The sequence below is a fragment of the Mycobacterium sp. E2479 genome (assembly GCF_001667925.1).
Taxonomy (GTDB): domain Bacteria; phylum Actinomycetota; class Actinomycetes; order Mycobacteriales; family Mycobacteriaceae; genus Mycobacterium.
Genome location: NZ_LZJR01000078.1, coordinates 1 through 20,888, shown reverse-complemented (window position 1 = coordinate 20,888; position 20,888 = coordinate 1). Strand labels below are relative to the sequence as shown.

Sequence of the window (20,888 nt, the reverse complement as noted above, 5' to 3'; positions counted from 1 at the left end):
CACCCGCCGCGCCACCCTCGGAGGCGTCGCCGATCACGGCCAGCTCGCCGCCCACCTCGACGGTGTCGTCCTCCTGGGCGACGATCTTGGTCAGGACACCGGCAGCCGGCGACGGGATTTCGGTGTCGACTTTGTCGGTGGACACCTCGACGAGGGGCTCGTCGAGCTCGACCGTATCGCCTTCCTGCTTGAGCCAGCGGGTGACCGTCCCCTCGGTGACGCTCTCACCGAGTGCCGGCATCTGGACGGAGAAGGCCATCTTTTCTGACTCCTCGATCGCTCGTGGGTCGGGGTGGGTCGATCAGCTCGCGTGGGAAGGCGAAGTAGCAATCCAAAACTATCCTGTCACTGCGCCCTTGTCGGCACACATCCAGGGCGGATACCCGCGCTGGGCGGGTGACCCCGATCACGCTTGCTACGGTGTGGCCACCACAGCCAGAGCGGGGAGGGCCCAATGCCGCCATCACAACACGTACCTCAACATTTCGTCGACAGCGCCGACGGCGCCCGCATCGCGGTCTACGAAGAGGGCAACCCCGAGGGCCCCACGGTCGTGCTCGTGCACGGCTTCCCCGACTCGCATGTGCTGTGGGACGGGGTCGTCCCGCTGCTGGCCGAGCGGTTCCGGATCATCCGCTACGACAACCGCGGCGTCGGCATGTCGTCGGTGCCCAAGCCGGTGTCGGCCTACACCATGGACCGCTTCGCCGACGACTTCGCGGCGGTGACCGGCGAGCTGAGCCCGGGCCGGCCCGTGCACGTGCTGGCCCACGACTGGGGCTCGGTGGGGGTGTGGCACTACCTGAAGCGTCCCGGCGCCGATGACCGGGTTGCCACGTTCACCTCGGTGTCCGGCCCCGCTCAAGACCAGCTGGTCGACTACATCTTCAGCGGCCTGCGGACACCCTGGAAGCCGCGCACCTTTGCCCGGGCGATCAGCCAGGCGCTGCGGCTGACCTACATGATCTTCTTCTCGATCCCAGTGCTCGCGCCGTTGTTCCTCCGGCTCACCCTGGCGGTTCCGGCGCTGCGCCGCAACGCGGTCGACAACATCCCCGTCGAGCAGATCCACCACTCCGAGAAGCTGGCCAGGGATGCCGCGCAGTCGGTGAAGACCTATCCCGCCAACTACTTTCGATCGTTCTCCGGTCGCAAGCAGGGCGTCGCGGTCATCGATGTACCGGTGCAGCTCATCGTCAACACCAAAGACAAGTACGTGCGGCCCTACGGCTACGACCACACACCGCGCTTCGTGCCGCGGCTGTGGCGCCGCGACATCCAAGCCGGTCACTTCTCGCCGATGTCGCATCCGCAGGTGATGGCGGCCGCGGTGCGCGAGTTCGCCGATCAGGCCGAGGGCAAGCAACCCAGCCGTGCATTGCTGCGCGCGCAAGTGGGGCGCCCCCGCGGGTCGTTCGGCGACACCCTGGTATCAGTCACCGGAGCCGGCAGCGGAATCGGCCGCGCGACGGCGTTTGCGTTCGCCCGTGAAGGCGCCGAGCTGGTGATCAGCGATATCGACGAAGCCGCCGTCAAGGCCACGGCTGCCGAGATCGCCACCCGCGGTGGCGTCGCGCACGCCTACGTTCTCGATGTGTCCGATGCGGCGGCGGTGGAGTCGTTCGCCGAGCGGGTCAGCAGCGAACACGGCGTGCCGGACATCGTCGTCAACAACGCCGGCATCGGTCACGCGGGCGGATTCCTGGATACCCCGGCCGAGCAGTTCGACCGGGTGCTCGACGTCAACCTCGGTGGCGTGGTCAACGGCTGCCGGTCGTTCGCCCGGCGGATGGTGGAACGCGGCACCGGCGGATATATCGTCAACGTGTCGTCGATGGCGGCCTACGCCCCGCTGCAGTCGTTGAACGCCTACTGCACGTCCAAGGCGGCGACCTACATGTTCTCGGACTGCCTACGCGCCGAACTCGACGCCGCCGGCGTGGGCCTGACCACGATCTGCCCCGGCGTGATCGACACCAACATCATCAACACCACCCGATTCGATGCGCCCGTGGGAAAGCAATCCAACGTCGTCGACGACCGCCGCGGGCAACTGGGCAAGATGTTCGCGCTGCGGCACTACGGCCCGGACAAGGTTGCCAACGCGATCCTGTCTTCGGTCAAGAAGAAGAAGCCGATTCGCCCGGTGGCACCGGAAGCCTATGCGCTGTACGGTCTTTCGCGCCTGGCGCCGCAGGGGCTGCGTAACGCCGCACGGTTGCGGGTTATCTGAGGCGGGCTAAACGCCCGGCGACGCACCGCGACGTCCAGTCAGCAACGTCGCGCCGATCGCGATGACCCCGAGCACGGCCAGCGGTATCGCCCACGCGCGCCGGCCGCTCACCGACGACTGACACTGCGCTACATAGTCGGTGTGCGGGACGATCTGATTCAGGATGGGGATATTTGCCCCACTGCTGTTGTTGGCGCTTCTGGCCGCAGAAAGGTCCGTCGCCACGGCGTTTCCGCATCCGACCGAATGGCCGTTGCTGTCGGAAACCGACACGGGCACCAACAGTCCGATGACTCCGGCCAATAGCAGCACGGCTCCCACACCGATGACCAACCGTCGCATCGTCATGGTTTCGCCTTTCGTCGTCCAGGATTCGACCGCTAGGGAGATTAACCGCAGTCCAGCGCCGGTAAACCCGAGGTCGAGGCCGAATAACACCTCGATTGTCGGGTATCCGCCGCCTAGCCGAAAGAGATGGAGGGTTTTTGACGTGATCACTGCAACGCGCGAGGTGCCCCGGTCGTGTGAGCGGGTGTGGGAGGTGCTAGCACAGGGCTGGACCTACACCCAGTGGGTGGTGGGCAATAGCCGCATGCGGGCCGTCGATCCGAACTGGCCCGAGCCGGGCTCCTCGATCAAGCACTCGATCGGGATTTGGCCGCTGGTCATCAACGACGCGACCATCGTGGAAGAAAGCGAACCGCCGCACAAGCTGGTGCTGCTTGCCCGGCTGGGTCCGCTGGGTGCCGCGCGAATCACCATGCTGCTACACGAGATTCCCGAGGGCTGCCGGATCGAGATGATCGAAGTGCCCGCCGAAGGGCCAATGGGGGTCGTTCCTGATTCGGTTGCGCTGGCGGCGGCCTATCCGCGCAACATGGAGTGCCTGTGGCGGCTGGCGGCTTTGTCGGAACGCTTGGAGCCGAGCCAGGTAAAGTGACCGTGGCCGACACCGCCGATGCCGTCGTGATCGGGGCGGGACATCACGGACTGGTGGCGGCGTCGATGCTCGCCGACGCCGGCTGGGACGTTCTGGTACTGGAAGCCCAGCCCGAACCGGGTGGAGCCGTACGCAGCGCGGAGCTGACGCCGGGCTACATCACCGACCTGTTCAGTTCCTACTATCCGATGACCGTGGCGTCTCCGGCGATGACGGCGCTGCGGTTGGAGGATCACGGGTTGCGATGGTCGCATGCGCCGACCGTGGTCGGTCACCCGCGCAACGCCTCCGACGATGACCCACCGCTGGTGTATCACGATCCCGCCCAGACGGCAGCGGAATTCGCGCGGCGAGTACCCGCTGACGGCGAGAACTGGTGGCGGCTGGTGGAGCTGTGGAACAAGATCAAGACCCCACTGCTCGACGCCATGCTGGCGCCTTTTCCGCCGGTGCGTCCGCTGCTCGGGCTGCTGCGCAAACTCGGCACGCCGGAAGCGGTTCGGGTCGCGCGTCTGCTGGTGCAGCCGGCCAATGCCATGGCTGGTCAATTGTTTGACGGTGAGGCACCGCGAGTGTTGCTGTTAGGCAATGCGATGCACGCCGATGTCCCGCCGGACGCACCCATCAGCGGCGCCATGGGCTTCCTGATGACGATGCTGGCACAGGATCGCGGCTGGCCGGTGCCGGTCGGCGGGTCGGGCCAACTCACCGCGGCGCTGGTGAAGCGCGCCTGCTCGGCCGGGGCGCGAATCGAGTGCGATCAGAACGTTTCTCGCATCCAGGTACGGGGCGGCCGGGCAGTCGGCGTGACCACCGCGCAGGGACGGTCGGTGACTGCCCGCCGCGCGGTGGTGGCCGACGTGACGGCCCCGCGATTGTTCTGCGACATGCTACCCCCGGACGCGGTCCCGCCAGCGCTCCTTCGCGACCTCCAACACTACGAATGGGATCCGCCGGTGGTGAAAGTCAACTATGCGCTGGCAACACCGATTCCGTGGCGGGCCCAAAACCTGCGGTCGGTGGGCACCGTCCACCTGGGCGCAGACGGGGATGGGCTTATTCGCTGGATGGCCGACTTGAACACCCGCGTCATACCCGAGCATCCGTTCATGTTATTGGGCCAGACCACCATTGCGGATCCCAGCAGATCACCGACCGGCACCGAAAGCGTCTGGGCCTACACGCATTTGCCGCGAAATGTTTTTGACGACGCTTCCGCGGACCGGCTGGCCGCCGCGGTGGACCGGGTCATCGAAGAGCACGCACCGGGATTCGGTTCGGCGGTGATCGACCGGTTCGTGCAGCGGCCGTCGGATCTCGAGGCCAGCGACGCCAACTTGCATCTCGGGGCGCTCAATGGCGGTACCGCGCAGTTGCAACAGATGCTGGTCTTTCGCCCCGCACCCGGCATGGGTCGGGCCGAAACACCGGTCGAGCGGCTGTATTTGGGCAGCGCGTCGGCCACACCGGGTGGCTCGGTACACGGAGCGTGCGGGCGTAACGCGGCGAATGCGGCACTGGCCGGCGATGGCGCGACCGGCTGGCCACGCCGCAAATTGGGCCCGGCCGTGATCAAACGGCTGACCGGCTAGCCCTTTACTAGCCCTTGTCGGCGATGTCCTCGAGCACCGCGAACATGGTCCGTGTCGGCACGCCGGTGGAGCCCTTGGGCGAGTAGCCCCACGGGCTGCCGGTGTTGTAGGCCGGTCCGGCCACGTCGATGTGCGCCCAACTCACGCCCTCGGCGACGAATTCACGCAAAAACACCCCCGCCACCAGCATGCCGGCGAAGCGCTGGCCACTGATGTTCGACAGGTCGGCCACCGTGGACTTGAGGTCTTCCTTGAGTTCGTCGGGCAGCGGCATCGGCCAGCCGTTTTCGCCGACCCGCTGCGAGATCGACGCGACGCGGTCGCGAAACTCGTCGCTGCCCATCACCCCGGGGATCCGGGCGCCCAGCGCCACCGTCTGCGCGCCGGTCAGCGTGGACGTCTCGATCAGGTAGTCGGGGTTGTCCTCGCACGCCCGCACGATGGCATCGGCCAGGATGAGCCTGCCCTCCGCGTCGGTGTTCTGCACCTCCACCGTGATCCCGCCGTACTGTGTGAGCACGTCGCCGGGGCGCTGCGCCGTGGCCGACGGCATGTTCTCGGCCATCGGCACGGTGGCGATCACGTCGATCGGAAGTTTGCGCTGCGCAGCCAGTGCGACGGTCGCGATCACGGCAGCGGCACCACCCATGTCCGAGGTCATGTGGTGCATCCCCGCCGCCGGCTTGATCGAAATGCCGCCCGTGTCGAACGTGACGCCCTTGCCGACCAGCGCCACCTTCTTCGCTTGCTTCGGTTTCTTGGCCAGCTTCGAGCCGCGGTGGGTCAGGCGCACCAGCCGGGGCGGACGCGACGAGCCCTGCCCGACGCCGATGATTCCGCCGTAACCTCCCTTCTGCAGCGCCTTGTCGTCCAACACCTCCACCTCGAGGCCGACGGACTCACCCAAAGCTTTTGCGCGCCTGGCGAATTCGGCAGGGAACAGATGACTGGGCGGGGTGTTGACGAAGTCGCGCGCCGTGGCGACGGCCGCCGATACGGCGGCGGCGTGCGCGGCGTCGTTCTTGGCGTCCCTCGCGGTGGCCAGCACCGTGATTTTGCGCAGCCCCGGGTCTTTGGGGGCCGTCTTGTCGCTGCGAAATTCGGTGAACCGGTAGCTGCCCAGGATCAGGCCCTCGACGGCGGCCGAGGCGACGCCTGCACCGGGCAGTTCGGCCAGCGTGGTGATCACCGATTCGGTCTTGCCGAGCGACCGCGCGGCCACGCCGGCGGCGCGCCGGACGGTGTCGGCCGGCCACTCGGACCGGCCTTTGCCCAGGCCGATGGTCAGCACGCTGGACACCGGCAGCGACGGTGCCACCAGCCGGTGCACCTGTTCGGCGCTCCCGGTGGCCTCCAGCGCCCGCAGGCCCGAATCGATCTCTGCGACCGCCCCGGACGACAGGAACGGCTCGGCCGCCACAACGGCCGCGCCCGGCTTGTCGTCCTCGCCGGTTGAGATGACGGGCACGATCAACACGGTGGATGTCGCGGCGCGCCGTGGCAGCGAGGAGGCGACGGTGACGGCAGGGGCCTGGTATCCCGGTTCGGTACTCACGCGTAATCACCCTAGTCATCGCGGATCGGTCTAGCTCGGTGGTGTCCTGGCGCTCAGGTCGAACGCCGGTACCGGGTCGTCAAATCCCTTGAGCATCAACGGGCCATGGGCGACCGCCGGCCGGTCCGGCAACTCGTCGTGCACCGCCGAGTCGGCAAGTATCTGTCTCGGAGCCGCCGCCGCCACGAGTCGCGCCGCCAGGTTGACCGGACCGCCGAAGTAGTCGCCGTTGATCGCCAAGACGCTGCCGTAGGCGAGGCCGGCACGCACCTGCAGACCCTCCTCGCGCGCCCGCGGGTGGTCGACGAGATCGACCGCCGCCCTGACGAGTTGCTCGGCCGACGCGCTCACCCACATCACCTCGTCGCCGATGAACTTCACCACCCGGCCGCCATCGCGGAGGACCACGTCAGAGACCGTTCCGGCGAACTCGTTGAGCAGGTCCGACAACTGCGCGGGGGTAAGCGCGTTGGTGAGCACGGTGAAACCGGACAGATCGGCAAAACCGATCCCGCACACCACGCTTGCCGAGGTGTCGCGAAGGACGCCCTCGAAGTGGGTGCGCGCGCCGGTCAGGTGGTGGCGGTGCACGACGTCGATCAGTGGACCGATCCGGGGGACGAACTCCGCGACCGCTCGGTACGCCTGCGCCGTGGCGAGCTCGTCGTGAGTATGGGTCATCTGGATGTCCGGCGTCCCGGCGCGGATGGCCGTCGACTCGGCCTCCGCGAGCCGGGCCATCGCGGCGCCGAGGACCCGCAGCATGCCGTGTGCGCCGTCCTCACCCACCACCACCTTGAGCGCGACCCAGGTCGACAACGCGTCGACGTCGGCCTGGCTCAGCACCGCAACGTCGGGCCCGGCGACGGTCAAGCCGAGCAAAGCCCACGCGTGCGCCACCTCTTCGGCCGATATGCCGAGTTGCTCGGCCGCGGCTTGCACGGTATAGATCGGGCGACCCGACCAGGCCAGGACGTCACCGGCCAGCCCGAACAGGCGGCCGCGCCGTTCGGCTTCGACCATCTCGTCGATCGTGAAGCCAAGATCGTCCAAGTACTTGATCAGGTCGGCCCGTTCCCGCGGGTTGGCGATCCCGGCGGCCTCGAGCTCATCGAAGTCATACGACTCGGACACCTGCCCAAGTGTGCCAGCACCGGAGCGGATTAGGGTGGGACGCCGTGAGCGAGCTGGAGCACGGACCGCTGGAAGACCGTCATCGCGATATGGGCGCGAGCTTCGCCGAGTTCGGCGGCTGGCTGATGCCGGTGTCGTACGCCGGCACCGTCAGTGAGCACAACGCGACGCGCAACGCGGTCGGCCTCTTTGACGTCAGCCACCTGGGCAAGGCATTGGTCCGCGGCCCTGGGGCGGCGCGGTTCGTCAACTCCGCGCTCACCAACGACCTGAATCGCATCGGGCCGGGTAAGGCGCAATACACGTTGTGCTGCAACGAGTCCGGCGGCGTCGTCGACGACCTGATCGCCTACTACGTCGACGACGACGAGATCTTCCTGGTGCCCAACGCCGCCAACACCGCTGCCGTGGTCGCCGCGCTGCAGGCCGCCGCCCCGAGCGGGCTGACCGTTACCAACCGGCACCGCGCGTATGCCGTGCTGGCCGTGCAGGGACCGCGATCGGCCGACGTGCTCGGCGAACTGGGCCTGCCCAACGACATGGATTACATGGCGTATGCCGACACGTCGTTCTCCGGCGTGCCGGTGCGGGTCTGTCGCACCGGCTACACCGGCGAGCATGGCTACGAGCTGCTGCCGCCGTGGGACTCCGCCGGTGTGGTGTTCGACGCCCTGGCCGCGGCGGTCAGCGCGGCCGGCGGCGAACCGGCCGGCCTGGGTGCGCGGGATACCCTGCGCACCGAGATGGGTTATCCGCTGCACGGCCATGAACTTGCCCTCGACATTTCCCCGCTGCAGGCGCGCTGCGGCTGGGCGATCGGCTGGAAGAAGGAAGCGTTCTTCGGCCGGGACGCCCTGTTGGCCGAGAAGCAGGCGGGTCCCGCGCGGCTGCTGCGCGGGCTGCGGATGGTGGGCCGCGGCGTGCTGCGCCCCGGGCTGACGGTGCTCGCCGGTGACACCCCGGTGGGTGTCACCACCTCGGGCACGTTCTCCCCGACGCTGCAGGCCGGGATCGCACTGGCGCTCATCGACACCGATGCCGGGATCGAGGACGGTCAGGAGATCACCGTCGACGTTCGCGGCCGTCGCGCCGCATGTGAAGTCGTGCGTCCGCCCTTCGTCGCGGTGAAAACCCGCTAGCCGCGCCGCTTGCGCGGGCGAAATCCGATTCGGTAGGCGGATATACAATCAGCCAATGACCAGTGGCTCCCTCGAGTTCACGGTTTCGCGCTCGGCAAATCCGGCAACCGATGCTGAACGCGAAACCATCCTGGCCGAGCCCGGTTTCGGCAAGTACTTCACCGATCACATGGTGTCGATCGACTACGACGAGACCGGCGGGGGTTGGCACAACGCGCGCGTCATCCCCTACGGCCCGATCGAGCTGGACCCGTCGGCGTTAGTGCTGCACTACGCGCAGGAGATCTTCGAGGGACTCAAGGCGTACCGCTGGGCCGACGGCTCGATCGTGTCGTTTCGCGCCGAGGCCAACGCCGCCCGGCTGCGGTCCTCGGCGCAGCGGCTGGCGATCCCGGAGCTGCCCGAAGAGCTGTTCATGGAATCGCTGCGCCAGCTCATCGCCGTCGACAACGCATGGGTTCCGGCCGCCGGCGGCGAGGAGGCGCTGTACCTGCGCCCGTTCGTCATCGCCACCGAGCCCGGTCTGGGGGTGCGGCCGTCCAAGCAATACCGCTATCTGCTGATCGCCTCGCCGGCCGGCGCCTATTTCAAGGGTGGCATCAGCCCGGTGACCGTATGGGTGTCGACGGAGTACGTGCGGGCCAGCCCCGGCGGGACCGGCGCGGCCAAGTTCGGCGGCAACTACGCGGCCTCCTTGTCGGCTCAGGCCGAAGCCGCGGCCAATGGCTGCGATCAGGTGGTGTGGCTCGACGCCGTCGAGCGGCGTTTCGTCGAAGAGATGGGCGGGATGAACATCTTCTTCGTGTTCGGCAGCGGCGGGTCGGCGCGACTGGTCACCCCGGAGCTGTCCGGCTCACTGCTGCCCGGCATCACCCGAAACTCGTTGCTGCAGCTGGCCATTGACGCCGGATTCGCCATCGAGGAACGCCGGATCGATATCCACGAATGGCAGAAGAAGGCCGCGGCCGGCGAGATCACCGAGGTGTTCGCCTGCGGTACCGCCGCCGTCATCACCCCCGTGTCGCACGTGAAGTACGGCGACGCCGAGTTCACCGTCGCCGACGGCCAGCCCGGTGAGGTGACGATGGCGCTGCGCGACACCCTGACCGGGATTCAGCGCGGCACCTTCGCCGACACCCACGGTTGGATGGCGAGGCTGGGCTGACGCGGTGAGCTAAAACCGCACCAGCCCGGCGAGCAGCACCGCGGCCACCGTCGCGGTCAGTTCGATCGCGGCGCCCAGTACGTCACCGGTGATGCCGCCGAACCGGCGAACGCAGTGCCGCACCAGGATCGCGCCGCAGCCCAGGGCCACCAGCACCGCCACCGGTCCCTGCCACGGCCGCGGCCCGGCCACCAGCGAAACCGCCAGCAGCACCGCGACCCAGGCCGCCACCACCGGGGTCGGCTGGCTTCCGGCGACCCGCGCGCCCAGGGCGCTGCCGTCGGCCGCCGGCACCGCCCGATGGCCGGCCAGCACCGCGGCCACTCGGCCTGCGAAAACCGCCACGCCCACCGCGGCCACGCCGGGGACGACCGGGCCGGGGGCCGCCAGCGCCGAAAACGCCAATGCCTGGAACATGATCACCACGACTACGGCGGCGACGCCGAACGGCCCGGTCGATCCTGCGCGCATCACCGCCAGGGCGCGCTGCGGCGGCCCATAGCAGCCCAGGCCGTCGGCGGTATCGGCGACACCGTCGAGATGCAAGCCGCGGGTCACCAGCAGCAGCACCGTGACCGCGAGCAGACCGGGCAGCGGGCCGGACGCCCCGAACACCTGAATCCCACCCCAGGTCACGGCCGCGGCCAACGCCCCCAAGGCGGCGCCAACCGCCGGCAGCGCGGTCATGGCGCCGCGGCCCATCGGCGCGTCGCCGTGCGGGACGGGCAGCACCGTCCCGAACGCGAAAGCGGTTGCCAGAGAACGGATCACGACGGGGGAGCGGGCTGAGCTGGGCCGTCGCCGCGGTTGGACACACCGGCTTGGGTGAAGGTCGCCATCGACGACAGGGCGGCCACCGCGGCGCGCAACACCGGCAGCGCGAGGGCAGCGCCGGTGCCCTCACCCAGTCGCATCCGCAGGTCGAGAATCGGCTCCAAATCCAGCGCCGTCAGCGCCAGCGTGTGGGCGGGCTCGGTGGACCGGTGACCGGCTTGCCACCACAGTCGGGCGCCCGGCGCCAGGTGCTCGGCGACCAGTGCTGCCGCCGTCACCGCCATGCCGTCGAGCAGCAGTGGTGTGCGCCGGACCGCGGCCTGAGCGCAAAAGCCGGCCATCGCCGCCAGGTCGGCGCCCCCGGCGCGGCGCAGCAGCGCGACCGGATCCGGTAGCACCTGCCGCGACCGGAACAGGGCATCGCGCACCGCGGCCGTCTTGCGAGCCCACCCGGCGTCATCGATCCCGGTGCCGAATCCCACCACGACGACCGGCTCGGCGTTCGTCAACGCCGCCACCAATACCGCTGCGGCCGTGGTGTTTCCGATCCCCATGTCACCGACGATCAGCAGGTCGGCCCCGGCATCGACCTCCTCGTCGGCGATGGCGGCGCCGGCCTCGAGAGCCCGCGTGGTCTCGTCGTCGCTCAACGCGTCCTCAACTCGGATGTCGCCACTGGCGCGGCGCACCTTGTGGGAGCCGATCCGGTCGGTCAACGCGTCCGCATCGACCGCGAGATCCGCGACCCGCACCGTCGCGCCCGCGATGCCGGCCAGGGCGTTGATTGCTGCCCCCCCGGCATCGAAGTTGGCGACCATCTGCGCGGTCACCTCCGGGGGGTACGCCGACACCCCTGCGCGGGCGACGCCGTGGTCACCGGCGAACACCACCACCCGGGCGCGCTCGAATTGTCTTGGCGGGCACTGTCCTTGACAAGACGCGACCCATGCCGACAAATCCTCGAGGCGGCCCAGGGCGCCCTTGGGCTTGGTCAGGGTGTCCTGGCGGGCACGGGCGGCGGCGGCGGCCCCCGCATCGGGCGGCGAGACGGCGGCGAATTCCATCAGGCACCCGGCGGTTTGATCGGTACCGGCTGCCCGGCGACCACCAGCACCACCCGGTCGCACAGCCGTGCGAGGCGCTGGTTGAGGCTGCCCAGTTCGTCGGCGAACCGGCGTCCGGAGGCGGTGGCGGGCACGATGGTCAGCCCCACCTCCGGGCTGACCAGCACCAGCGGGGAGGCGAAGTCGCCGACCGCGGCCAGCACGTCATCGACGGGGACGGCCACCGAGCCACCATCCCATGCCTCGGTGCGGTCCAGCACGCCGGTCAGCCAGATGCCCAGATCGTCGACCAGCGTGGGGGTCTGCGGCGATCGACGCAATTGCGTTGCGATGTCGTCGGTTTCGATCGTCGACCAGTGCGCGGGCCGGCGGCTGCGATGCTGGGCGATCCGATGCGCCCAGGCCGCATCGTCGTGGCCGACGGACCCGGGCGCCAGGTAGTGAACCGCCTGCCCGGCGGGCAACCCGTCGGCGATGGCTTCCTCCGCCCACTGTGATTTGCCTGACCTGATCCCGCCGAGCACCAGAGTGCGCACCGGTGTCAGCCCGCCTTCCGGCGAGCTCTAATCGACACTGCTGCCGTGCTTGACCTGGGGCCGCGGCGTTCGCATCCGGCGCATCTGAGACGCCCGGCCTGCGGCGTATAGGCCTAGCTTCCAACGACTTTCGGTGTTGTTCGGGAATTTCGCGTCGACCAGCCTGCTGACCTTGCGGCCCAGGATCAGGCCGTCGACGCTCATCACGGCCATCAGCGCCAGCATGGCCGGCGACATCCACAGCTGCAGCTGCGGCACGCCGAACATGATGAACATCAGGAACAGGGTCGACGGCATGAACAGGCCCAGCAGATTGCGCCGGGAGTCCACCACGTCGCGAACGTAGCGGCGGACGGGTCCCTGGTCCCGCGGCAACAGATAGCCCTCTTCGCCGGCCATCATCCGCTGCCGTCGATCAGACATGCGGGCGCGGCTGGCGGCCTTGTCCGCCCGGCGCTCCTCGCGGCTCAGCTTGGGACCGGCCAGTGATTTGCGCCGGGCCCGCGCCTCGGCGGCCGTCATGGGGGCGGGCGCGGTCGGTCCCTTCCTGGCGCTGCGGCGGGCCTCGTTGCGCTTGGGGGTGGGCCGTCCCTTGGGGCCCGTCCGCTGCGCCTCGCGGGTGGTGGCGCCCGCGGCGCCGGCAACTTCCGAGGCGGCCGAGGCGGTCTCGTCGAGGTCGGTGTCCTGGCCTTTCTTGCGGCCCAACAGCTTCACAGTGGTCAGGTTACTTCCCGGATGGCTCGCGCCGGAATTCGCCTGGAATGCCTTCCTATTAGGCCTGCTTAGTGCCTCACTTGGCCCTACTCTTACACGAGATGAACGGCTGCAATTGATGGACGACGGGGCAGTGGACTCTGAGGATGATGGTCCCGGCCTGGCCCCCGGCCGTCTTCAATTGCCGGCCATGCAGGTTCTGGTGGCCCCGGACTGCTACGCCGACAGCATGTCGGCCCTCGAAGCCTCCGCCGCCATCGCTACCGGCTGGACGCGCTCGCGTCCCGGCGACCGGTTCATCGTCGCCCCGCAGTCCGACGGCGGTCCCGGCTTCGTCGAGGTGCTGGCCAGCCGGCTGGGGGAGACGCGGCGCCTGCGGGTGTCCGGACCGCTGAAAACCACGGTCGAAGCCGAGTGGGTGTTCGATCGCGGCTCGACCACCGCCTACCTGGAGTGCGCGCAAGCGTGCGGTTTGGCGTTGATCGGTGGAGCACCCACTCCGGAGACCGCAATGGCGGCGCACAGCAAAGGAGTGGGGCAGCTGATCGCCGAGGCGCTACGGGTGGGTGCGACCCGCATCGTGGTCGGGTTGGGCGGCAGTGCCTGCACCGACGGCGGGCAGGGCATGATCGCCGAACTCGGTGGCCTGGACACCGCCCGCCGGAAACTGGGCAACGTGGAGCTGATCGCCGCCTCCGACACCGAATACCCGCTGCTGGGACCGTGGGGGGCGGCCCGGGTGTTCGGACCGCAGAAGGGCGCCGACACGGCCACCGTCGCCGCGCTGGAAGTTCGCCTGCAGGCCTGGGCGCTGATCCTGGAGGCGGTGGCCGGACGGGACGTGAGCGCCGAGCCGGGCGCCGCGGCCGCCGGCGGCATCGGCGCCGGGCTGCTGGCGCTCAGCGGACGCTGTGAGTCCGGTGCGGCCATCATCGCCGAGCACACCCGGTTGTCCGACGACCTGGACACCGCCGAGATGATCGTCACTGGTGAGGGCCGGTTCGACGAGCAGTCCCTGCACGGGAAGGTGGTCGGATTTCTCGCCAAGGCGGCCCGGCCGCGGGGGATTCCGGTGGTCGTGCTGGCCGGCCAGGTCGACCTCGACAACGCGACAGTGCGCTCGGCGGGAATCATGGCGGCGTTATCCATCGCCGAGCACGCCGGATCGGTGCGATTGGCGCAGGCCGACGCGGCGAACCAATTGATGGGGTTGGCATCCGTAGTTGCGGCGCGACTCGGGAATACCGGTCCTGCAAGGTACCGTTGATGGAGTGGACTTTCGGGCGGTCCGGATCGCCCGGCGTAAGCCGGCGATTTCGGGCGTGAACGACCCCACCCAACGATGAGGGATGTAGGAGAAGCAATGACGGTGCAAAACGAGTCGAACGCCACGACGACTCACGGCGTGATCCTGACCGAGGCCGCCGCCACCAAGGCAAAGTCCCTGCTGGACCAGGAGGGCCGCGATGACCTGGCGCTGCGCATCGCGGTGCAGCCCGGTGGATGCGCCGGCCTGCGCTACAACCTCTTCTTCGACGACCGGACGCTGGACGGCGACCTGACCGCGGAGTTCGGCGGTGTGAAGCTGACGGTGGACCGGATGAGTGCGCCCTACGTCGAGGGTGCGTCCATCGATTTCGTCGACACCATCGAGAAGCAGGGCTTCACCATCGACAACCCCAACGCCACCGGGTCGTGCGCCTGCGGCGACTCGTTCAACTGATCGGTTAAACCCGCAGATCCGCCACTGGGCTGCGCAGTCCGGCTGGCGGTCTATGTCTAGTACGAGCCGCCGGTGCGCAGCACGTACGAGCAGACCATGATCTGTCCGCGCTGGAAGAGCAGCTGCGCGATGCCCTGCACCTGGCCGTGCATCGGGCCGCCGCTCACCGGCGACACCCGCATGGTGAACAGCGCCTGGGCCTGGTACTGCGACAGGTAGACGATCTTGTCGATCGACGTCAGCTCGACCTCGGAGAACTGCTTGCGGAAGGCGTCGCTGCTGAGCTTTGCCAGCGCCTGGTCGGATCGTTTGTCCTGGACGCCGTCGTACAGGCCACACAGCGCGTTGCGGGCGATCTCGTCGATGTCGCGGTGCTCGAGCGCGTCCAGATAGCCCTGGATGGCCGTCTTCGCCGCGCCCTCGGAAAATGTGGTGCCGGTGTTGGCCCCGTTGGTGCGGACCCCGTACACGATGGCCACCGTCAGCACCGCGACGAGCGCGATGGCCAGCACGATGCCGACGATGAGCCGCCGCTTGGACCGCTGCGGCGGGTAGGGGACGCCCGCGGGAGGCTGCCCGGCATAATTGGCGGAAGCAGGTCCTGCCTGCGGAACTGAGGTGAAGCCCGGGCCACCGGCACTCGGGTCATCGGGATATTCGAGTGGCTGGGATTCGCTTGGGGGAGTTGGTCCTTCGCCGCCGACGGTGTGGTTCGGCGAGTGCGGACCTGCCATCGTGGTTCTCCTCGGTGGTAGACGGGACTGCGAGCGGGGTTGCGGCCCGAGCAATGTGATCCCGGCGACTTGAGTTGAGTTCCCTAGGGAGGCTAGCGCACGGCCTCAAGCCGAGGAGTGCACAAAGCGACGGTCGAGACCCGTGAGTAAGCTAGATAACCTTACTAACGAAGGATGGAGTATTCGTGACGATCGCGGTGACAGGTTCGATTGCGACCGACAACCTGATGCGGTTCCCCGGCCGGTTTTCCGAGCACCTGCTGGCCGACCACCTGCAGAAGGTGTCCCTGAGTTTTCTGGTTGACGACCTGGTGATTCACCGCGGCGGCGTGGCGGGCAACATCGCCTTCGCCATCGGCGTGCTGGGCGGCGACGTAACGCTGGTGGGTGCGGCCGGCGACGACTTCGGCGACTACCGCGAATGGCTACAGTCGCACGGCGTCAACTGCGACCACGTGCTGATCTCGCAGACCGCGAAAACCGCGCGTTTCGTCTGCACCACCGACCTGGACATGGCCCAGATCGCATCCTTCTATCCCGGTGCCATGTCGGAGGCCCGCAACATCAAGCTCGCCGACGTCGCTTCCGGGGGCAAGCCCGACCTGGTGATCGTGGGGGCCAACGACCCGGACGCGATGGTGGTGCACACCGAGGAGTGCCGGACGCTCGGCCTACCGTTCGCCGCCGACCCGTCCCAGCAGCTGCCGCGCCTGTCCGGCGCGGAGATCGACAAGCTCGTCGATGGGGCGGCCTATCTGTTCACCAACGACTACGAGTGGGAACTGCTGCTTTCCAAGACCGGTTGGTCCGAGGCCGACGTGCAGGAGAAGGTCGACCTGCGGGTGACCACCCTGGGCGCCAAGGGCGTCGACATCGTCGAGCGGGACGGAACCACAACCCACGTCGGCGTGGTGCCCGAAACCAGCCAGACCGACCCCACCGGCGTCGGCGACGCGTTCCGGGCCGGTTTCCTCACCGGTCGCATCGCCGGGCTCAGCCTCGAGCGGTCCGCCCAGCTCGGCTCGCTGGTCGCCGTCCTGGTGCTGGAGTCCACCGGAACCCAGGAGTGGACGTGGGACCTCGCCGTCGCCAAGACCCGGCTGGCCGACGCCTACGGCGACGAGGCGGCCGCCGATATCGCCGCGGTCCTCGCCTGAAGCCTGGCTGTGAAGCCACGGCTTTGCCTGTGAGCCCTGGGCTTTGCCCGTGAAGCCACGGCTTTGCCTGTGAGCTGGCGGCGGCGACACGCCGAAGGCCTGCGCCCAAGGCTCACACTGAAAGCCCTGGGTTCACACTCAAAGCCCAAGGCTCACACTCACAGCTGCACGGGATAATGCGGCTCGCTGATCTGCGGCACCACGCTGTGCTCGACGAAGATCGCGTGCCAGAGCATGAATATCAACAGGGTCCACAGCCGGCGGCTGTGATCGCTGACGCCGTTGCGGTGCTCGTCGAGCATCCTGCGAACGGCGGCGAGGTCGACCAGGCGATCGGCCTGCGACGAGTCGACCATCGCGTAGGCCCACTCCAGCAGCTCGCCCGCGCGCAGCCAGTGCCGGATCGGAACCGGGAACCCCAGCTTGGGCCGGTGCAGCACGTGCGCCGGAACGATCGGCTCTAATGCGCGCCGCAGCGCATACTTCGTCGTCGAGCGGGTGATCTTGGCCTCGACCGGCAACCTCGACGCGACGGCGAACACCTCGGGATCCAGGAACGGCACCCGAAGCTCCAGCGAGTTGGCCATGGTCATTTTGTCGGCCTTGACCAAGATGTCGCCGCGCAGCCAGGTGAACAGGTCGATGTGCTGCATGCGTGCCACCGGATCCCAGCCCGTCGATTCGGCGTACACCGGCGCGGTGACGTCGGTGTGGGTCCACTCCTCGCGGAAGCCCGGCAGCACGTCGCGCAGCTGCGCGTCGGAGAAGCTGCGGGCGTTGCCGTAGTAGCGCTCCTCGAGCGTCAGTGAGCCGCGATGCAGCAGGCTCTTGCCGCGCATTCCCTCGGGCAGGGGTTTGGACACCTTGCCCATCGACCGCCGCAGCGGCCGCGGCAGGTATTTGAAGGGCTTCAGCGACAGCGGCTCGCGGTAAATCGTGTAGCCGCCGAACAATTCGTCGGCGCCTTCGCCGGACAGCACCACCTTGACGTGCTTGCGGGCCTCCCGGGCGACGAAGAACAGCGGCACCAGCGCGGGGTCGGCGACCGGCTCGTCGAGGTACCAGACGATCTCGGGCAGCGCGGCGACGAACTCGTCGGGCGTGACCACCTTGGCGATGTGGCGGGCGCCGATCGCCTCGGCCGAGGCCACCGCGACGTCGATCTCCGAGAAGCCCTCCCGCTCGAAACCGGTGGTGAACGTGATCAGCCGGGGATTGTGCCGGATGGCCAGCGCTGCGATGGCGGTGGAATCGATTCCCCCGGACAGGAACGCCCCGACGGTGACGTCGGCGCGCATGTGTTTGGCCACCGAGTCCTCGAGCACCGCGGTGATCTCGTCGTACCGGGCCTGTTCGGTATCGCGGGTCATCGGCACCGCGGCAAAGCGCGGCGCGAAATACCGGGTGATCTCCGGTTGCAGGCGGTCCGGACGGATCCGGGCGTAGCAGCCCGATTCGAGCCGGCGCACCCCTCGGTGCAGAGTCTCCGGCTCGGGCACGTACTGCAGCACCGTGTAGTGCTGCACCGCCCGCTCGTCGATCCCGGTGTCGAAGCCGACCAGTTGCGCCAGGTCCAGCAGGCACTTTTTTTCGCTGGCCACCGCGGTGCCGCCGGTGCCGGTCGCCATGAAAAGTGGCTTGATGCCGAAAGGGTCTCGGGCGCAGAACAATTCACGCGTCTCTGTATCCCACAGCGCGAACGCGAACATCCCGCGCAGTCGCGTCAAGACGTCGGTGCCCCAGCAGTGGTAGCCGGCGACGATGGTCTCGCCGTCGCCGTCGGTGGCGAAGACGGCGCCGTGCCGGGTGGCCAGTTCGTCGCGCAGCTCGAGGTAGTTGTAGATTTCGCCGTTGAAAACCAGCACGTAGCGGCCGGGTGCCTCGGGCGGTCCCCAGCGCAGTGGCTGATGCGAATGCGCGATGTCGATGATGGACAGCCGGTTGAAGCCGAAGACGGCGGAGCCGTCGGTGTCCGGGTCCACCCACGTGCCGGGCTCGTCGGGCCCGCGGTGGCGCATCGAATGCGAAGCGCGCGCGACGGCCTCATCGGCTCGGGCGGCGGCCGCTTCATCATCCGGGCCGTCCGGGGCGGCAACGAACGCCAGCAGACCACACACGGCGCCCCAGTATGCCGCACTCGACCCACGTCCGTGGACGTCGCACCCGGCACGTCGTGAAAGGTGTAGCAGACCGGCGGGCCGGGGTTTCGTCGCCCGTCTCAGGTGCGTGGTCTACGCTGCGTAGTATTCGATATCCGAGCAGGAGGCGCTAACGTGACCCCTCGCGAGCAGGACCGTTCGCAACGTTTGTCGCAGGGCAGCTTTCGGCGCCATTCCGGGGGCGCGGCGCAGGGAGTATCCCGTCGTCTTCGGCCCTTCGCGCTGACGTGCATGCTGGGCGTGCTGGCGTTGTTCCTGAGCGGATGCAGCAGCTGGGCGGACGCGCTGGCCCTGGGCTGGCCGCGGGGCATCACGCCGGAGGCGCACCTCAACCGCGAACTGTGGATCGGCGCGGTGATCGCCTCGCTCGTCGTCGGCGGCATCGTGTTCGGGCTGATCTTCTGGGCGTCGGCCTTCCACCGCAAGAAGGCCACCGACACCGAGCTGCCCCGCCAGTTCGGCTACAACATGCCGCTCGAGCTGGCGCTGACGGTGACGCCGTTCCTCATCATCTCGGTGCTGTTCTACTTCACCGTGGTGGTGCAGGAGAAGATGCTGCACCTGGCCAAGGATCCCGAGGTAGTGATCGACGTCACGGCCTTCCAGTGGAACTGGAAGTTCGGCTACCAGCGCGTGGCCTTCAAAGACGGCACGCTGACCTACGACGGCACGGACCCGGCCCGCAAGAAGGCCATGCTGTCCAAGCCGGAGGGCAAGGACGCACACGGTGAGGAGCGCGTCGGTGCCGTCCGCGGGTTCAACACCTCGGACCGCCAGTACCTGAATTTCGACAAGGTCGAGACGCTGGGATCCAGCCAGGAGATCCCCGTGCTGGTGCTGCCCACCGGCAAGCGCATCGAATTCGATCTCGCGTCCGCGGACGTGGTTCACACGTTCTGGGTGCCCGAGTTCTTGTTCAAGCGCGACGTGATCCCCAACGCCGACGCGAACAACTCGGTGCACGTCTTCCAGACCGAGGAGATCCAGACGCCGGGTGCGTTCGTGGGCCACTGCGCCGAGTTCTGCGGGACGTATCACTCGATGATGAACTTTGAGGTTCGGGTCGTCGCGCCCAACGACTTCAAGGCCTACCTGCAGCAGCGGATGGGTGGAAAGAGCAACGCCGAGGCATTGCAGGCGATCGGGCAGCCCCCGCTCGCGGTGACCACACATCCGTTCGACACCAAGCGCGGTCAATTGGCGGGAAGCCAGTAGGTTAGGACACCAAATGCATATCGAAGCCAGGCTATTCGAATTCATCGCCGGGTTCTTCATTGTGGTTGCGGTGCTCTACGGGGCGCTGACCGCGGTCTTCGCCACCGGGGGTGTGGAGTGGGCGGGCACCACCGCGCTGGTGCTGACCGGCGGCCTGGCCTTGATCACGGCGACCTTCTTCCGCTTCGTGGCGCGTCGACTGGACACCCGGCCAGAGGACTACGAGGGCGCTGAGATCAGCGATGGAGCAGGCGAATTGGGCTTCTTCAGCCCGCACAGCTGGTGGCCGATTCTGGTAGCGCTGTCGGCTTCGGTGGTCGCGGTGGGCATTGCGCTGTGGTTGCCGTGGCTGATCGTCGCCGGCGTGATGTTCGTGCTGACGTCGGTGGCCGGGCTGGTCTTCGAGTACTACCTCGGTCCCGAGAAGCACTGATTCGCGGCATAAAGGTCACAATCAGATCACGTGATTGGTGGGCAGTTCGCCACGACGGCTTTGCCCCTTGGGGGTTCGGTAGTGTTCTGCCCAGGCAAACGAGGAGCTTCCCAGCGCGCCCGCAACAGATGTGATCGCGGAGTCTTGCGCGCGGGTGAGGCAGTCGAACAGGGTAGGCAAAGGCAGAGATGAGCGGGTCGAGACCCCCGGCATGGGATCCTGACAAACCCGACGCTGCCGACCCGATCAGCCACGAACCGGATTCCGGCAGCGCGCCCGACGACGATCTGCAGCCCGGCGCCGGCCGCGATGTCCAGGGCGAGCCGGAACCCTTTGCGGACAGCGCCGAACACGCCGCTGCGAATCAAACCGACGAGACGGACGTGTACTCGCGGGCCTACTCGGCACCGGAGTCCGAGCACTTCACTACCGGCCCCTACGTGCCGGCCGATCTGCGCCTGTACGACTACGACGACTTCGACGAATCCCCCGACCCGGACGCCGCGCGCAGCACCGCGCGCTGGCCATGGGTGGTGGGGATCGCCGCCATCGTGGCCGATCGCCGTCGTGTCGGTCGCTGCCGCGCACGCGATCAGGGCCGCGCCCATGGTGCCGGTCAGT

General features: G+C 68.2%; 20 protein-coding genes and 1 pseudogene. 11 read left to right on the top strand and 10 right to left on the bottom strand.

Features of this window, described 5'->3' with window-relative positions:
* On the bottom strand, positions 1-259 hold a 259-nt coding region (locus tag A5686_RS10690; protein WP_304528440.1), incomplete at its 3' end, for a biotin/lipoyl-containing protein.
* A gap of 195 nt (positions 260-454) precedes the next feature.
* On the opposite strand from A5686_RS10690, the gene A5686_RS10685 reads away from it, so the two are divergent.
* Positions 455-2,233, top strand: coding sequence for an SDR family oxidoreductase (locus tag A5686_RS10685; protein WP_067933892.1), 1,779 nt, complete (start codon positions 455-457; stop codon positions 2,231-2,233).
* 6 nt (positions 2,234-2,239) lie between these two features.
* Here A5686_RS10685 and A5686_RS10680 read toward each other — a convergent pair whose 3' ends face one another.
* Positions 2,240-2,581, bottom strand: a complete 342-nt coding sequence (locus A5686_RS10680) for an aminopeptidase (protein WP_067933896.1) — start codon at positions 2,579-2,581, stop codon at positions 2,240-2,242.
* Positions 2,582-2,723: 142 nt separating this feature from the next.
* On the opposite strand from A5686_RS10680, the gene A5686_RS10675 reads away from it, so the two are divergent.
* Entirely contained in the window at positions 2,724-3,173 is a 450-nt protein-coding gene (locus A5686_RS10675) for an SRPBCC family protein (RefSeq protein WP_067933890.1), read from the top strand.
* Entirely contained in the window at positions 3,170-4,765 is a 1,596-nt protein-coding gene (locus tag A5686_RS10670) for an NAD(P)/FAD-dependent oxidoreductase (protein ID WP_067933888.1), read from the top strand. Before A5686_RS10675 ends, A5686_RS10670 begins: the two co-directional genes overlap by 4 nt.
* Positions 4,766-4,772: 7 nt before the next feature.
* On the opposite strand, the gene A5686_RS10665 is transcribed toward A5686_RS10670, so the two are convergent.
* Both A5686_RS10665 and A5686_RS10660 read right to left on the bottom strand, forming a co-directional pair.
* Positions 4,773-6,320, bottom strand: a complete 1,548-nt coding sequence (locus tag A5686_RS10665; protein WP_067933886.1) for a leucyl aminopeptidase — start codon at positions 6,318-6,320, stop codon at positions 4,773-4,775.
* Between the two features lie 30 nt (positions 6,321-6,350).
* Positions 6,351-7,454 (bottom strand): adenylate/guanylate cyclase domain-containing protein, encoded by a 1,104-nt coding sequence (locus A5686_RS10660; RefSeq protein WP_067933884.1) that lies wholly within the window; start codon positions 7,452-7,454, stop codon positions 6,351-6,353.
* 44 nt (positions 7,455-7,498) lie between these two features.
* On the opposite strand from A5686_RS10660, the gene gcvT reads away from it, so the two are divergent.
* Positions 7,499-8,593 (top strand): glycine cleavage system aminomethyltransferase GcvT, encoded by a 1,095-nt coding sequence (gene gcvT, locus A5686_RS10655; RefSeq protein WP_197520544.1) that lies wholly within the window; start codon positions 7,499-7,501, stop codon positions 8,591-8,593.
* Positions 8,594-8,648: 55 nt separating this feature from the next.
* Positions 8,649-9,758, top strand: coding sequence for a branched-chain amino acid aminotransferase (locus tag A5686_RS10650; protein WP_067933882.1), 1,110 nt, complete (start codon positions 8,649-8,651; stop codon positions 9,756-9,758).
* A gap of 9 nt (positions 9,759-9,767) precedes the next feature.
* Here the strand turns inward: A5686_RS10650 and A5686_RS10645 are convergent, their stop codons facing one another.
* From A5686_RS10645 to A5686_RS10630, 4 genes are read right to left on the bottom strand one after another with little or no spacing between them, the layout of a single operon-like run.
* Positions 9,768-10,529 carry an adenosylcobinamide-GDP ribazoletransferase gene (locus A5686_RS10645; RefSeq protein ID WP_067933881.1) on the bottom strand — a complete coding sequence of 254 codons (762 nt, stop codon included), beginning with the start codon at positions 10,527-10,529 and terminating at the stop codon, positions 9,768-9,770.
* A complete protein-coding gene (gene cobT / locus A5686_RS10640; protein WP_197520545.1) occupies positions 10,526-11,599 on the bottom strand; it encodes a nicotinate-nucleotide--dimethylbenzimidazole phosphoribosyltransferase in 1,074 nt (357 codons plus the stop codon). The genes A5686_RS10645 and cobT overlap by 4 nt, the downstream gene beginning before the upstream one ends.
* The gene (locus A5686_RS10635) at positions 11,596-12,132 is read right to left on the bottom strand and encodes a bifunctional adenosylcobinamide kinase/adenosylcobinamide-phosphate guanylyltransferase (RefSeq protein WP_067933877.1); all 537 of its coding nucleotides are present in this window, start codon (positions 12,130-12,132) and stop codon (positions 11,596-11,598) included. The genes cobT and A5686_RS10635 overlap by 4 nt, the downstream gene beginning before the upstream one ends.
* Before the next feature lie 27 nt (positions 12,133-12,159).
* Entirely contained in the window at positions 12,160-12,846 is a 687-nt protein-coding gene (locus tag A5686_RS10630; RefSeq protein ID WP_067933876.1) for a DUF3043 domain-containing protein, read from the bottom strand.
* 190 nt (positions 12,847-13,036) lie between these two features.
* Here A5686_RS10630 and A5686_RS10625 point away from each other — a divergent pair, with 190 nt between their 5' ends.
* Both A5686_RS10625 and A5686_RS10620 read left to right on the top strand, forming a co-directional pair.
* Positions 13,037-14,113: a glycerate kinase gene (locus tag A5686_RS10625; protein ID WP_067933893.1), complete on the top strand. Its 1,077-nt coding sequence runs from the start codon at positions 13,037-13,039 to the stop codon at positions 14,111-14,113.
* 96 nt (positions 14,114-14,209) lie between these two features.
* The gene (locus tag A5686_RS10620; protein ID WP_067933874.1) at positions 14,210-14,569 is read left to right on the top strand and encodes an iron-sulfur cluster assembly accessory protein; all 360 of its coding nucleotides are present in this window, start codon (positions 14,210-14,212) and stop codon (positions 14,567-14,569) included.
* 56 nt (positions 14,570-14,625) lie between these two features.
* Here A5686_RS10620 and A5686_RS10615 read toward each other — a convergent pair whose 3' ends face one another.
* Positions 14,626-15,303, bottom strand: a complete 678-nt coding sequence (locus A5686_RS10615) for a hypothetical protein (protein WP_067933872.1) — start codon at positions 15,301-15,303, stop codon at positions 14,626-14,628.
* Positions 15,304-15,488: 185 nt separating this feature from the next.
* On the opposite strand from A5686_RS10615, the gene A5686_RS10610 reads away from it, so the two are divergent.
* The gene (locus A5686_RS10610; RefSeq protein ID WP_067933871.1) at positions 15,489-16,460 is read left to right on the top strand and encodes a carbohydrate kinase family protein; all 972 of its coding nucleotides are present in this window, start codon (positions 15,489-15,491) and stop codon (positions 16,458-16,460) included.
* 158 nt (positions 16,461-16,618) lie between these two features.
* On the opposite strand, the gene asnB is transcribed toward A5686_RS10610, so the two are convergent.
* Entirely contained in the window at positions 16,619-18,577 is a 1,959-nt protein-coding gene (gene asnB / locus A5686_RS10605) for an asparagine synthase (glutamine-hydrolyzing) (protein WP_067933869.1), read from the bottom strand.
* A 156-nt stretch (positions 18,578-18,733) separates the two neighbouring features.
* Between asnB and A5686_RS10600 the strand changes: the two genes are divergently transcribed.
* The 3 genes and pseudogenes from A5686_RS10600 to A5686_RS10590 all read left to right on the top strand — a co-directional run.
* Positions 18,734-19,834: a cytochrome c oxidase subunit II gene (locus tag A5686_RS10600; protein WP_156750032.1), complete on the top strand. Its 1,101-nt coding sequence runs from the start codon at positions 18,734-18,736 to the stop codon at positions 19,832-19,834.
* 13 nt (positions 19,835-19,847) lie between these two features.
* The gene (locus A5686_RS10595) at positions 19,848-20,267 is read left to right on the top strand and encodes a cytochrome c oxidase subunit 4 (RefSeq protein WP_067933865.1); all 420 of its coding nucleotides are present in this window, start codon (positions 19,848-19,850) and stop codon (positions 20,265-20,267) included.
* A gap of 188 nt (positions 20,268-20,455) precedes the next feature.
* Positions 20,456-20,888, top strand: a pseudogene (locus A5686_RS10590) (hypothetical protein); the annotation flags it as partial.